13 protein-coding genes are annotated in these 15,676 nt (G+C 35.1%); all 13 read right to left on the reverse strand.

Going from position 1 to position 15,676, the window contains the following annotated elements; genetic code table 11:
- Positions 1-13 precede the first annotated feature (13 nt).
- Positions 14-2,437, reverse strand: coding sequence for an outer membrane protein assembly factor BamA (gene bamA / locus AC5LXV_RS15585; RefSeq protein WP_493466970.1), 2,424 nt, complete (start codon positions 2,435-2,437; stop codon positions 14-16).
- Positions 2,438-2,462: 25 nt separating this feature from the next.
- Complete coding sequence (gene rseP, locus AC5LXV_RS15590) at positions 2,463-3,794, reverse strand: RIP metalloprotease RseP (protein ID WP_493466971.1); 1,332 nt, start codon at positions 3,792-3,794, stop codon at positions 2,463-2,465.
- A 4-nt stretch (positions 3,795-3,798) separates the two neighbouring features.
- Positions 3,799-4,641 (reverse strand): phosphatidate cytidylyltransferase, encoded by an 843-nt coding sequence (locus AC5LXV_RS15595; RefSeq protein ID WP_493466972.1) that lies wholly within the window; start codon positions 4,639-4,641, stop codon positions 3,799-3,801.
- A complete protein-coding gene (gene uppS, locus AC5LXV_RS15600; protein WP_219999663.1) occupies positions 4,635-5,366 on the reverse strand; it encodes an undecaprenyl pyrophosphate synthase in 732 nt (243 codons plus the stop codon). Before uppS ends, AC5LXV_RS15595 begins: the two co-directional genes overlap by 7 nt.
- A 55-nt stretch (positions 5,367-5,421) precedes the next feature.
- Positions 5,422-6,054, reverse strand: coding sequence for a cAMP-activated global transcriptional regulator CRP (gene crp / locus AC5LXV_RS15605; protein ID WP_034884167.1), 633 nt, complete (start codon positions 6,052-6,054; stop codon positions 5,422-5,424).
- Between the two features lie 85 nt (positions 6,055-6,139).
- Positions 6,140-6,346, reverse strand: coding sequence for a YheU family protein (locus tag AC5LXV_RS15610; protein ID WP_110432608.1), 207 nt, complete (start codon positions 6,344-6,346; stop codon positions 6,140-6,142).
- A 125-nt stretch (positions 6,347-6,471) separates the two neighbouring features.
- Positions 6,472-7,527, reverse strand: a complete 1,056-nt coding sequence (locus AC5LXV_RS15615) for a hypothetical protein (protein ID WP_493466973.1) — start codon at positions 7,525-7,527, stop codon at positions 6,472-6,474.
- A gap of 103 nt (positions 7,528-7,630) precedes the next feature.
- Positions 7,631-10,330, reverse strand: coding sequence for an inverse autotransporter beta domain-containing protein (locus AC5LXV_RS15620; RefSeq protein ID WP_493453018.1), 2,700 nt, complete (start codon positions 10,328-10,330; stop codon positions 7,631-7,633).
- A 448-nt stretch (positions 10,331-10,778) separates the two neighbouring features.
- Positions 10,779-12,299 carry an amidophosphoribosyltransferase gene (gene purF / locus AC5LXV_RS15625; protein ID WP_110432606.1) on the reverse strand — a complete coding sequence of 507 codons (1,521 nt, stop codon included), beginning with the start codon at positions 12,297-12,299 and terminating at the stop codon, positions 10,779-10,781.
- An 18-nt stretch (positions 12,300-12,317) separates the two neighbouring features.
- Positions 12,318-12,803: a CvpA family protein gene (locus AC5LXV_RS15630; protein WP_110432652.1), complete on the reverse strand. Its 486-nt coding sequence runs from the start codon at positions 12,801-12,803 to the stop codon at positions 12,318-12,320.
- Positions 12,804-12,872: 69 nt separating this feature from the next.
- Positions 12,873-13,472, reverse strand: a complete 600-nt coding sequence (locus tag AC5LXV_RS15635) for an SPOR domain-containing protein (protein ID WP_493453017.1) — start codon at positions 13,470-13,472, stop codon at positions 12,873-12,875.
- 12 nt (positions 13,473-13,484) lie between these two features.
- Positions 13,485-14,759 (reverse strand): bifunctional tetrahydrofolate synthase/dihydrofolate synthase, encoded by a 1,275-nt coding sequence (gene folC / locus AC5LXV_RS15640; RefSeq protein WP_493446475.1) that lies wholly within the window; start codon positions 14,757-14,759, stop codon positions 13,485-13,487.
- Positions 14,760-14,762: 3 nt separating this feature from the next.
- Positions 14,763-15,653, reverse strand: a complete 891-nt coding sequence (gene accD, locus AC5LXV_RS15645; RefSeq protein WP_110422627.1) for an acetyl-CoA carboxylase, carboxyltransferase subunit beta — start codon at positions 15,651-15,653, stop codon at positions 14,763-14,765.
- Between the last annotated feature and the right edge of the window lie 23 nt (positions 15,654-15,676).

The following is a 15,676-nucleotide window of genomic DNA, read 5'->3' on the forward strand; positions in this document are numbered from 1 at the left end:
AAACAATATGGTATTACCATGTTGAACCTATATTAAATTGGAATTGCTGAGCTGAATCACCACTATATTTCTTCAATGGCTGTGCATAAGAAAATACCAATGGACCTAATGGAGACATCCATTGAACAGCAAGACCAGTTGATAATCGAATATCAGATGGCGAACTATAATCAGGAATATTTTTGCCTTTTAAATCCCACTCTGTATCCCAAACCGTACCTGCATCAAAAAATACTGATGTTCTAATACTATCAGCATATTTTTCACCCGCAAATGGCGTAGGCACTATTAGTTCTGTACTTGCAAAGACTAATGCATTACCACCTATTGCATCGCTAGATCTAGTGCATTGAGCTGAATCTTCTAACGTTTTACATCCAGTTTTATTAAAATAGACCGCTTTAGGACCGACAGTATTGGCTTTAAAGCCCCGTAATACTGTTGAACCACCGGCATAGAAGTTTTCATAGAATGGTAGTTCTTTGCCACCAAATCCACCGCCATAACCTAATCGACCCCGAGCTAAAAATACCCAATTATGATCAGTATCAATAGGATAATAGTAAGAAGCATCACTAACCATTTTATAGAATCTATTTTCAAATATTGGCGTTGTTGCTTTTAAATTAGCACTGAGTCTTAGACCATCTGTTGGGAAGTAACCACGATCTAAGGAGTTATATGTCCAATAGGCGTTCAATAGCAAATCATTGGTGTCATATGAATATGATTTACTTTTATTTTTCATATTCTCACCCATAGAATCAAAATAGCGCCACATATTATATTGTGGTTGCATATCGGTTAATTTATGATTAGCATATTCAGCACCAAAGCGGACAAAGTTATTTTCGCTAATAGGGAAACCAAGGTTAGCAGTCGCCCCCCAAGTTTTACTTGAATACTCAGATTCATCATCATCACTATCAGTTTTATATGTATTGTAGTAGACACTACCACCTAAACTGACACCATCAACGGTAAAATAAGGGTCAACAATCGAAATAGAAGCCGTTTTATCACTACTGGTGGTATTAATATCAAATGAAACACTATTACCCGTTCCTAACCAGTTATCTTGAGAGATACCGGCATTAAAACTTACACCACTGTCTGAGCCGATACCAACACCAAATTTAATACTACCGGTGTTACGTTCAGCTACTTTATAAATGATATCAACTTGATCATCAATACCCGGAACTCGTTCAGTATTGGCTTCAACACTCTCAAAGAAGCCAAGTCGGTTTAGACGTTCTTTACCAAGTTCAACTAAGCCGTTACTTAACCATGAACCTTCCATTTGGCGAAGTTCACGACGAACTACGCTTTCGCTAGTTACCGTATTACCAACGATTTTAATATTTCGCACATAAAAACGTTGCCCCACATCTACTAACACTACTAATTTAACGGTATGTGATGAATCATCCATTTCCGGTTGAATAGCAACGTGAGGGTAGGCATAGCCAAAATTAGCAAGTAATCGTTTGATATTATCTTCAATATCGGTAATTTTTTTACCATTATAAAGTTCACCTTCAGTGAGCTTTTCTTTAGCTATTTTTTGAATTTCTTTTTCATGACCAGCAAAGTTGCCTTTAAAATCAAAACCAGATAACTTGTATTGTTCACCTTCATGAATATTAATCGTGACATAAATACCTTTTTTATCTGGAGTTAAACTGACTTGTGTTGACTCAATATCAAATCTGGCATAACCACGATTTAAATAGAAGCTCTGCAACTCGTCTAAATCTGATGCTAATTTCTGTTTTTGATATTTACGATCACCCATCATATTCCACCAAGGTACATTGTCGCGTAGAGAAAAGCGTGAAATAAGCTCTTCAGATGAAAACGCTTTTGCGCCCACAATATTGATTTGATCAATTAGAGCAGATTTACCCTCGGCAATAACTAATTTGAGATCAACTCGGTTACGAGATAATGGTGTCACTACAGCTTTGATTTGCGCATTATATTTACCCACGCTATAGTAAAAATCTTCTAGCCCTTTTTCAATCCCTGAAAGCATTGTTCGATCTAATGCATCACCCTCTCGAATGCCGGTGCTATCTAAATTTTTCTTTAACATATCATCTTTAACAGATTTATTACCTGAAAAAGTTATACTGGCAATCGTTGGGCGTTCTTGTACATGAATAATTAATTTATCACCATCGCGAGATAGCGTAATATCATCAAAATTGCCGCTAGCGTATAATGATTTGATAATACGACCTAAATCAGATTCATTTACATAGTCGCCAACTTGAACAGGCATTTCAAGCATTGCAGCGCCAACGGTTACTCGCTGTAAGCCTTCAAATTTGATATCTTTTACCACAAAATCATCAACGCAAAATGCATTAGAACTATATGTTACTGTGGTACCAAACAACATAGATGCTATAAGTAATTTATTTATTTTCATTGTATATATTTATAACCTCATCCCATTACAGTCGTAAAATATCATTAAATAATGCAATTCCCATTATTACCATTAATAAAACAAATCCGATTAGAAAAAAACGCTCTTGTGTTTTATTTGATAAGGCTTTTCCTTTTATCATTTCAAAAAATAAAAAAAGCAACTGCCCGCCATCTAACATCGGTAATGGAACAAGATTGATAACCCCTAAATTTATACTAATAAAAGCTAGAAAACATAAGTAAGGGGTAAATCCATAACTTGCTGTTTGCCCTGCGCTTTTTGCTATTGTTATTGATCCTGATAAATATTTTAAACCAACAACGCCTGTTACTAATTGGTAAAAAGAACGGAAAGTAAATTCTGTTTCTAACAAGGTTCTTTCCATCGCCTTACCAAATCCATTTAAAACATTATACTGCTTAATTACTACATCTGAAGTCGGATAAAAACCAGCCACACCTTCACCATTTTTATTTATTGTGGGTTGAAGTGTTAGCTCTACATCTTTATTATTCCTATTTACCTTAATTTTTATGGTTTCAGCTTTTTTTATCGTATTAGTAAAATCTTGCCAATTTTGATAAAGATGATCATTATAACTGATAATTTTATCACCAACTTGTAAACCAGCCTGAGCTGCTGCCGAATTAGCGACAATTTTACTTATAATTGGATAAATTTCCACTTGTTTAGGTATAAATCCAAATGCAGCAATTGCTGATTCTTTCTCTAAATCAAAACTCCAATCGCTAATATTAACATTTCGGCTCACTGCTTGTTGACGATTATTGATAACCGAACTATCTATATAGGTAACATTAATATTGTTTTTACCTAAAGCCGAAATCAAAGCAACTTTTACATCATTCCAACTATTTATCTTTACTTTATCTATCATTTTTAACTCCGCCTCAGCGGGAATATGTATAGATGCAGCTGGAGTTGCCGGTATAGTATTTTTTATTTTAACGGGGTAATCGACTACTCCCATCAAAAAAACAATCCAATAGATAATTAACGCTAAAACAAAATTAGCAAATGGCCCAGCAAAAATAATCGCGGCGCGTTGCCAAATCTTTTTTTTATCAAAAGCTAATTTTTCTAAATTGGGTGATAATTCAGTTGTTCTGCTATCAAGCATTCTAACATATCCGCCTAGCGGAATCATAGCAATAACTAACTCGGTTCCATTTGAAAACCTATGCGACCATATTTTTTTTCCAAACCCAATTGAGAAACATTCTACTTGTACTTTACATAGCCGTGCGACAAAATAATGTCCAAATTCATGTACTGTAACTAATATACTGATAGTGATAAGAAATAACAACAGTGACCAAAGCAAAATCAGCAACCTTTTAGAATAAATGCAAAGATAATGCAGTAAATACAGGAACTGCCGCGGTTAAACTATCAATACGATCTAAAATACCACCATGTCCGGGAATCAGATTTCCACTATCTTTAATGCCAGCTTCACGCTTAAACATACTTTCGGTTAGGTCACCTAATACCGAAACTAAAATAGCCAATAGTGAACTAATTAAAAAATTGATAAAGCTAATAGCAAAATAACCGGTTAAATAAACTAGCAAACAAACCAAAATAGCTAAACTAACTCCACCAATAAAACCTTCTATCGTTTTTCCTGGTGAAACTTTTACAGCTAATTTATGCTTGCCTATCGCCCGCCCAGCAAAATAAGCCCCAGTATCGGTTGCCCATACTAACACAAATACATAGAGCAACCAAACCGCACCAGTATAACGATCAATATCATAATTGATCGATCGTAATTCAAGCATACTAATATAAAAAGGTATTAAGGTAAAAAGCGCAAACAACAGCTTAATTAATATTGATTTAGACCAATATTTTGCTGATTGAGGGTAACTAATTACTAATAGCAAAGCAATTAACCACCAAACGATCGATAGGTAAATTATATAAGTATATAATTTACCTTTAAGTGAAAGGTCAATTGGTATCAGATAAAGTAAAGCTAATAAACTAATGATTAAAACCATAAAGATAGCTTTCTGAGTTTTTTCTACCATTCCTAAAAAATGGCTCCATTCCCAAGTAGCTAATGCACAAACAGCAATGATCAAATATGAAAATATTGATAATGGTGCAAAAAACAGTGCAATAATAACCAAAGGAATAAGTACGATGGCAGTTAAAATACGCTGGATTAGCATGGAAGATCCTCATTTAGAACGCCACCAAAACGTCGTTCTCTAGTATTAAAAATATTTATCGCTTCGTCAAATGAAGCTTGATTAAAGTCAGGCCATAGTATATCGGTAAAATACAATTCTGCGTAAGCACTTTGCCATAATAAAAAATTACTTATTCGGTATTCACCACCAGTACGAATAATTAATTCAACTTCTGGCAAAGTATACATACAAGTCATTGAGGAAAAATAATCCTCATTAATATCTTGAGGTGTTATTTTACCATCTAAAACTTGAGAAGCTATTTTTTGAGCGGATTGCACAATATCCCAACGACCGCCATAATTAGCGGCAATATTCAAGACAAGTCCAGTATTATTTTGAGTTAACCGCTGTGCATTAATAATAAGATTCTGTAGATTTTGATTAAATTTAGATATATCACCAATAATATTTAGCCGAACATTATTTTTATTTAAATTTTTTATTTCACGATTTAATGCATAAATAAACAGCGAAATTAATGCCGAAACTTCATTAGCTGGCCGCTTCCAATTTTCACTACTAAACGCATATAAGGTAAGCACCTTGATACCTATTTGGGCAGCATGAGCTACAATTTTACGTACTGTTTTTAAACCGGCTCGATGGCCAGAAGCTCGCAATTGATTTCGTTGCTTAGCCCATCGACCATTACCATCCATAATAATCGCCACATGGTTAGGAATATATTTTTGTTGTGTCATGTAAAATCTCGTCATATCTCAATCATATTAATGATAATTTCGATAATTCCCTAAATCAACGGGTACCATAAACAACAATCGTCTTACCATGCGCTGAAATTAAATGTTGATCTTCAAGCATTTTTAAAATTCTTCCAACGGTTTCACGCGAGCAACCAACGATTTGGCCAATCTCTTGGCGGGTAATTTTTATTTGCATGCCATCAGGATGTGTCATGGCATCAGGCTGTTTGGTTAAGTTCAATAATGTTTGGGCAATACGGCCGGCTACATCTAAAAAAGCTAAATTACTCACTTTTTCAGAAGTAACTTGCAATCGACTTGCCATTTGACTAGCAAGGCGCATCAAAATATCTGGATTAACCTGAACCAGTTGCTTAAATTTTTTGTATGAAATTTCGGCTACTTCACAACTGGTTTTGGCTTTAACCCAAGCACTACGCTCTGTTCCTTCTTCGAAAAGGCCTAACTCACCTAAAAATTGATTTTGGTTCAAATAAGACAAAATCATTTCATTACCTTCATCATCTTTGATTAATACCGCTACCGCTCCTTTTAAAATATAATAGAGAGTTTCGGCTTTTTCACCTTGATGTATAAGGGTGCTTTTTGCTGGATATTTATGAATATGGCAATGAGATAAAAACCACTCCAATGTTGTATCTGATTGCTGTTTACCAATCATTATTCCTTCCTCTCCATTCAAATTACTACGCTAACACTATAACAAAGTTACTCAATAAATCATATACTCGATAAAACGATTTTAATCATTATTTTATATATTTAATATCTATTGTCTCGTATAATTCAGACCAAAAAATCGCAGCTGAACCATCCATTAAATGACGTTTTACATCATTAACTTTGTCGGCAAGAGATTTTTCTTGTTCTCCGTAATCTGTACCTTCGCGTAAAACAAAGTATTCTATAAGATTAGTTAATGTATCAGGATCTAGGGTTTGCCAAGGAATAATCATAGTTAGGTTAAACCAGTTAACTTATAATAGTTTGAGGAAGCAAGATGATGATTAGTAGTGTACATTAATGATTAACTAAAAAAAACCACTCAATTGAGTGGTTTTGATTAGTTTCGTTAAAATCATTAACGTGCTTCAACTTGAAGCTGGAATCCTTGGATACCTGCTTTATACGCTCCACCATTGAGAGAGTTATAATCTGAGTTACTAGTTCCTAATTTGATTATTCCCCATTTGTGAACATCATCTACACTTACGCCCTGAGTCACGGTTTCTGTAGTATTAGCGGCGATTCCGTCAGCTGTTCCTCTTAATGACCAAGTAAAGGTATATGCTTGTGATTGATCGGTATCTGTCGGGGTACGACTCCCTAAGTCTGGAGTGTCATTACCACCATTTGCTTCAGAAGCCGTCCAAACAACAGCAGCTAATTTATCGCCATATTTTGGAATGAAGTTAGGATCGGTTATATCTACACCACCAGCAGCTAGGTTATAATCCCAAATTGGCGTACCACTAGCATTTACTTTAAAGATACCCATTTTAGTTGCATCTGATTCGATAGGACCGATTGGGTTGTCTGGATCTATTTCACCTGGTCCATAGTCATCTACTGTAGGGGCTTGATTACTGCCAATAACATTGGGGCCACTTGTTTTCCAAATATTACTAACCTGCAACCATTGATTTGCTTTTGGATTACCATATGGAGTAACTTCTTGAAGTGTAAAACCAACGACGTTTGCACCAGCCATTGCCGATGTGATTTCAAAATAGATATGTCCATCTTCACCAGTGTTCCTAGATTGTGCGTTAACAGCGACAGGAACCCAAGATGTGTCTCTGGTCGTTTTTTTATAAACAGTTAATGTGTTTGCTACGCTGTGATCAGTATCGTTATCCATGTCGCCATCGGCATCTTTTAATTTATAAAAAATATGAATATAATTTCCGACTTTTGCGTGCACTGTGTTACCTATAGCTGTGGTTCCAGCTTCATCATTAGTGATACGAACAAACATTTTTCGTTGATCAGTACCGTTTGGATGATAAATCACGGGTGCATTACCCTCTATCTGTGCTTGTGTCATTTTCGGGCTAAAATCAGCATAGGCACTAGTTGCAGCATAGCCAGCTAAAAATATGCCTAGCGCTACTTTTTTAATTGAAAGATTTTTCATGTTTAACTTCCTATTTTCATTAATAAATTAACATGTTGTATTTTTTTATAACAACAACATTTTTATGGTGTTTCAGTATCAATCATCTTCGATAATTCAAAGATTAATTTAATTTTTTAGTCGCAATTTGTAACTTAAATCCTTGGTCACCGGCACATGCTGGTGATATTGTTTGTTGGCTCAAATCATAATTTGTAAAAGCACCATCTTGAGCTCCTGCGACAGCAGCGATACTTGTGCCTCTCGTCGCATAACTATTTATATTATCCGGAATGGTATAATGCGCATCCACCCCCATGCTTACATTAAACCACGGCCCCTCAGGTTGTTCAATAAAGCTTGGCAAGGTCGTTGCAACATTACTTGGACAAGCCAAACTATTAGTACCGACAAGTGACCAAAGAACAAATAGATCTGTAATTTCTACCGTTTCGGTATCATCGATGAAAGCTTTAACAAAATATTCAGTGCCAACATTCCAACCATCAATACCTGGTTCTAAATTAAGATAAGATCCATTTTGTTTGGCAACTAAGGTGCCATCGGCACGATAAACTTTAATGTAACCTGGTTCACCACCGCCAAAATTAACCGATGCTTTATTAAAAGACGTTCCGTAACCATTTAAATTAATCGAAAAATCAACTAAACCACTAAAGTTTGAAGCGACATCCATGGTATAAGTGTCACCAAGCGCAGTAAATCCATATCCAGTTGCTGCATTTGCGGAAACATTTTCGCCCTTTTTGACTTTTTCAAAAGACTTAACTATGACACAACGAGTCGAGCTAGGACATCTTCTTACATTTCCAGACGTACCATCAATTAAAGCTACTTTTTTACCATTACTCGTTGCTGTCCATAAATCAACTACCGAGGATTTAAATGTATTATCTATGCTTGCCATTAGTGATTGGTCACTAAAACCAACATATCCATCGCCAAAATTACCACTTTGGGTTGGCGTTGAAGGAGTAACCAAACTGGCTAATAGTGTTACATAAGTCAAACCATCAGCGGTATTATCGGTATAAGTTGATGGATTATGTACTTCATCAATTACCCAGACACCTACTTTACGAATATCCAAATTAGGTAACACATCAAAAGAAACTGAATTAGATGTTGCTGTTTTACCTCTAGTATCCTTGACTGTCACCGCTAAAGAATAAACACCGTTAGTGCTAGCTTGCAGTTTATTACCATTTTCATCCAAATATTTAGGTGCAACGATTTTCCAATTTTTGACATCAGCTGGCGGAGTTAACCAGTTAGAACTGGTACATGTCCCTATCGCAGAACATAAAAATCCGCCATTAAGATCGATATCTTGCATACTACCTGACCAAGCTACACTTGATATTCCTTTACCATGACGAACACCGATAGCTAGAGCATTAGTGGACCCCTCAACTAAATGAAGTGATTCCAGACCTAAATCAACAACCATTTGTTTTTCTTTATATTCAAGAACAATATAGTTATTACGATCAACCAAATCATAGCGGCTGCCTTTTAAAGAACGCGCAGCTTGAACCATATTTGGATCTAACTGATCTTTTAATGGTGTTCCAATATGATAGTTCATGGTCAACTCAGCTGATGTCGTTTTTTGACCACCTTGCCCTCGTTTATGTTGGGTTTTAAATGTAAATAAAGGCACCGGTGTATAATCGACGCCAACCGTCAACGCTTTAGGATTTTTTTGCAAATTATCTTTACCAAATAAAGCAACCTTATCACCATAGTATTGTTCATACATAAGTGATCCACCGAAATGAGGATATTGAGGCAAATATCCTTGGAAACGAATATCAAATCCTCTAGCTGCGCGTTCGTAAAAATCATCAAAATCTTTCGAATCTTTCCAATCAGATAATGGATTATAGTAGTTAGCAGATAACTTCATGTAATCAGTCCAAGCCTCAAGACCAACACCTAAACGGTTATGTGATCGCTGGAAGTCATGATCAAGGAAGACGTTATAACCCAATAACCATTTATTATTGGCAACATCCCAACGTTGACCAATACCAAAGTTACCGATATGTCGATTTTTCTCATGTTCTTGGAATGATAATTGGGTAAATATCAATGTTTTTTCTGTATCGATCCAAGGACTAAATAATTTAACGTTGATATTGCTCAATTCAGCCTTGTCACTTAAATCAAATTGTAATTGTGCTGTACCAAAGTGCCCTAAAAAATTTTGCGTGGCATCACGTACGGGAACAATAACTTGTGAATTGATACTGTTCCTAACATAATTTTCGGCATAATCTTTACCTTTATTCTTCAAATGACCGGCAATACCACCGTTTTCTGCTGAAGTAATGTTTTTCCAATCTTGGGATGCAAGGGTTTGCAAAACGGTAGCCACTTGACTAGCTAATGCATCTTTATCCTTCTTTACATCATAACTATCATCAGAACCTAGTGTTGGTAAATTTGCATATTTATCTTTTTTACCTTTATTTGCAACAATCGCCGGTAGTAAAGGAGAGTTTTCCGGTAAAACTAAACGTTCATCGACTTTGACTATATCTCTTTTATCAAAACGACCAGCATTCATGGCACGTAATTCAGAAATCGAAATATTGCTCAATAATGCAATTTGGTACAAACTTCGTTGCTGGTTATTCACCATTTCACGAACTTTTGTGCCATTTTTCAGCTCAATGATTTTATTGCTATCAATAGCATTTGCTAATTGTTGTTGGGTATCAGTTGCATAAGCAGAATTCCAACTTAATGTAGCTATTACAAATGCTGGGATCAAGCCTAAATTATAATTCTTTCTCACCCTAGTCGTTCCTTATATTTCACCAACAAAAAACACCAAGGCACTATATTTATATATATTACCGAAATGTTGATAAAGTTGTTATTATTAACTCTAGTGTTTCAGATATGCGTTTTGGAATATTAAATATTGTGCATATCCATTAAAATTTCTTTACAAAATAGTTAAATTCCCTCGAATTCTATTACATAAATGTAATTTATCAAAATGTTTTGTTGTTTTTTTTTAATTTTTTTTGTAAAGACGACTTTTTTTTGATATTTATCAATTGTTTATGCTTATGTTTTTTTTATGAAAAATAGAATTATTATTAATTAATTATACAAATATGACTATTTCGTAATGAAAAAATTAGATAATAAGATGATCGTAAACTAGAATGTTCATGAATGAACTTGTTACTTCAAGTTCATTCATGATTATTATATTGTAAAGTTGAAAATCAAAATTAATATTGACCTTCATTGTAAATTTCTAGATTTTCCGATTCTCTATTTGGTGGGATAGTCTTATTTTCTGCTCTATGATGCTCTAAAGCATCAAAATAATTAGCATCAATTCCTTCAGTAATATATTTTCCATCAAAAACAGAGCATTCTAAATGATGAATTTTAGCGTTTTGTTCCCTAATGCAATCAATTAAATCTGAGAGGTCTTGAAATATTAGTTTATCTGCGCCAATTGCCGTTGCAATTTGTTCAACAGAACGATTGTAAGCAATGAGTTCACTAGCCACAGGCATGTCAATACCATATACATTAGGGTACCTAATTTCAGGAGCGGCAGAGGCTAAATAGACTTTTTTGGCACCAACCGAGCGCACCATTTCAAGTATTTTTTCTGATGTTGTGCCGCGAACTATAGAATCATCAACTAAAAGGACATTTTTACCTTCAAATTCAATACGATTGGCATTTAGTTTTCTTCTTACAGAAAGTTTTCGTTCCGCTTGGCCTGGCATAATAAAAGTCCGACCAACATATCGGTTTTTAACAAATCCTTGACGATAAGGTTTATTTAATATTCTGGCAATTTCAAGCGCGGCATCACACGATGTTTCAGGAATAGGAATAACTACATCAATATCAATATCTTTCCATTCTCTAGCAATTTTTTGACCCAGTTTTTGCCCCATCAGTATGCGAGATTGATATACCGACACACCATTCATTAATGAATCTGGCCGTGCAAAATAGACATATTCAAAGATACAAGGATAATATTGAGGATTATTGGCACACTGTTTGGAGTAAAGTTGTCCATCTTGAGTAATATAGATAGCTTCACCTGGCTCTACATCACGCATAAATTCAAAATCGAGAATATCTAAAGCAACACTTTCTGATGCAACCATATATTCTGTTTTCTGATTATCAATTACTTTTTTACCTATCACTAAAGGACGAATACCAAATGGGTCACGAAATGCAACTAGACCATGTCCAATAATCATTGCCACACAAGCATAAGCACCTTTAATAATTTGATGCACTTGATTGATAGCGGTAAAAATATTATCTGCAGTTAATGGATAAGTGGGGAATTTATCAAGTTCACTTGCAAAAATATTAAGTAATACTTCAGAATCAGAGCTAGTGTTAATGTGGCGCCTTGCTAATTCGAATACCTTATCACGTAACTGTTCTGTATTGGTTAAATTACCATTGTGAGCCAGTGCAATACCATACGGTGAATTTACATAAAAAGGCTGCGCTTCAGAAGGACTTGAGCTACCCGCTGTAGGGTAACGAATATGCCCTATTCCTAAATTACCTTGCAAACGCAACATATGCTGTTCTTGAAATACATCTTTAACTAAACCATTTGCTTTACGTAAGCGAAAGCGATTTTGTTCATCGATGGTTACAATTCCTGCGGCATCTTGCCCTCGATGCTGCAAAACAGTTAAAGCATCATAAATAGATTGATTAACTGTACTGCATCCTACAATACCAACAACACCACACATACCAAAGTTACCTCAAAATTATTTAACTAAAAATGAAGACGAATGTTGTATAAGGTCAAAAAACCAACGAATAATAATTTGAAAATGTGGAATTAATAGTGATTGCTCCCACTCTAAAGTTTGCGATAACGGTGTAAAGGTATCAACAAAAAAGAGCACAGCCGCCACAACTAAAATACCTCTTATTATACCTAAATAAACACCTAATACCCGATCTGTACCGGATAAACCTGTCTTTTGCACAAATTGACTAATAATATAAGTAATAATAGAACAAACAATTAGTGTGGCAACAAATAAAATAGCGATAGCGACCGCAATACGAACAACATCACTTTCAAAATAAGTTAAATAACGAGTAATGTACATGTAAAAACGACTGGCGATAAAGAAAGCTAGTACCCAGCTTATTAAAGATAACGATTCTTTAATAAAACCTCTAACGATACTAATCAGTGCAGATAAAACGATCACACCAATAATCGTATAATCAATCCAATTCATCATAATAACTCCTAGTTTTATATTAATATTTTTATTTAAATCCTATACTCATAAAAAGTAAAATAATTTTTAATTGGTAACAATCACACCTTTCAATTTGGTTAAATTATTTAAGTCATTGATTAACTGTTCAGCTTGCTCTTTTTTAGCATAAGGACCAACTTGTAATTTGATTAATTGATCTGGTCCTGGATTGCTTGGAATAACACTAACGTTATAATTATTTAATCTTAACAAGGCAACTAATTCTTCAATTTTTCTCTTATTTTTCAAAGCACCAAGTTGAATCATATATGTTTTATCTGGTTGTTCAGGATTTGTTATAGCATTTGAGGTTGATGGGCTATCATCAATATCATCAATATCATCAATACTTTCGGGTGAAGCTAAAGGACTGGTATATTGTGATGAATCAGGAGTATATATTTGCTCCGATCCATTATTGAAACTGCCATTAATCACTGACTCATTTTGGGTAATAATCTCTTGATTTTGTTGATTAACTACTTCTGATTGTAAAATCGATGAGGAAGATGGATATAAATTGGATTTGTCAGTAATAATAATTGGTGCAACTATCGCAACGACTAACAAAAAAGTAGCAAAACCAATGAGTTGGTTTCTAACTTTATTCACAGTAATTTTAGTCTTCTTTCGATTAGTTTCCATGCTTACATTTGCCTAGTTGCCTAATTCATTTAAAACGGCAGATACGGTATAAAATGAACCACAAACGACAATAATATCATCTTCTTTTGCATCTTGCATGGCCTTTTGATATGCATCATAAACCGTTTCAAAGGTTGTTATATTTTTTTGTCTATCATTTTGTAAATATTGCGCTAACACCTCTGCATTACATCCACGCTCACCATAAAGTGAAGCACAATACCATTGGTCAGCATTTAATAACGATAAGGTACTTTTAATATCTTTGTCTTTAAGCATACCTATAACAAATCTTACCTTGCCAATATGAGATTGTTTCTTCTTTAAAAATTCAATTTGCTTAGCTAAATAGCTAGCTGCATGAGGATTATGGGCAACATCTACGATTACCATTGGTGATGTTTGTATAGTTTGAAATCTGCCGATTAAACTTGCTTTTTCAAGACCTTCTTTGATTTGATTCTCAGTAATTGGCAATGAAGAGTAGCCTAATGCGGCAATAGCAGTACATGCATTGGCTAAAGGTATATTAGGAATAGGTAACTTATTGTACTTTTTAAGCGGAGATATAAATTGCCATGATGAATTATCAATTTGTTGATAAGACCAATCTTTATTTACAGTATATATAGGACAATTCACGCTGTTAGCAACATCTAAAATAGAGGGTGGTATTTCTGGCTCACCAACAACAGCAATACTTTTCGGTTTAAAAATACCGGCTTTTTCTCGACCAATACTTTCTCTTGTATTTCCCAAATATTCAACATGATCAATACCAATTGTGGTAATAATCGCGATATCAGCATCAATAATATTGGTGGCATCAAGTCTTCCGCCTAAACCAACTTCTAAAATCACCACATCTAATTGAGCATGTTTAAATTGATATAATGCCGCTAATGTCGCATATTCAAAATAGGTTAGAGAGATATCTTGTCTCGCCTTTTCAATTTCAACAAATGCATCAACGGTATCTTGTTCTTTTGACTCTTGATTGTTTATTCTAACCCGTTCAGTAAAACGCAATAGATGAGGAGAACTATAAACCCCGACTCGTTTATTAGCAGCAAGTAATATCATCTCAAGCGTGCGACAAGTCGTTCCTTTACCATTAGTCCCCGCCACTGTGAAAACATAAGGTGCCGGTTGCAAAAGATCAAGTCTATCTGCAACTTGTTTAACTCGGTCAAGTCCTAAATCGATAGTACTAGGATGTAACTGCTCCAAATAACAAAGCCATGTCTCAAGATCAGACATGGCATCAGGGGTTTTAATTTGCATGATTAATTAAATAGTCTCATCATTTACGATATTATCAAAAGGTACAGGGAGTTTCATTAATTTAGCTAATAAACCTGCAATTTTTGGGCGCATATCTCGACGATGAATAATCATATCAATTGCCCCTTTTTCGAGTAAGAATTCGCTACGTTGGAACCCTTCAGGTAATGTTTCCCTTACTGTTTGTTGAATTACTCTAGGACCAGCAAAACCAATTAACGCTTTAGGCTCAGCTATATTGATATCACCAAGCATCGCTAAGCTAGCCGATACTCCCCCCATTGTCGGATCGGTCATAACTGAAATATATGGCAACCCTTCGTCTTGCATTTTGGCTAAGATAGCACTGGTTTTTGCCATTTGCATTAAGGAAAATAATGCTTCTTGCATTCGAGCGCCGCCACTAGTTGAAAAACAGATTAACGGGCATTTATCTGCAATGGCCTGTTCAGCTGCTCGTGTAAATAAAGCCCCAACCACAGACGACATGGAACCGCCAATGAAAGCAAACTCAAAACAGGCAACCACAACCGGAATACCCAGTAATGTGCCCTTCATTACTACCATCGCCTCTTTTTCATGGGTCTCTTTTTGAGCCGCGGTTAAACGATCTTTATATTTTTTAGTATCTTTAAACTTTAAAATATCTTTGGGAGCAAGTTCTGAACCAATCTCTACATCCGATCCTTCATCTAAAAAACGATATAAGCGAACACGGGCAGGAATATGCATGTGATGATCACATTTTGGGCAAACTTCTAAATTACGGTCAAGTTCGGCTTGATAAATAACTTGCTCACAATTACTACATTTGGTCCAAACACCTCCTGGAATATTCGCTTTTTTATGATCTGACGATATATTATTTTTACTCAGAATTTTTTCAATCCAGCTCATTATAATTCTCTCATTCGGTACTC

The organism is Gilliamella sp. LMG 34359 (assembly GCF_984569085.1).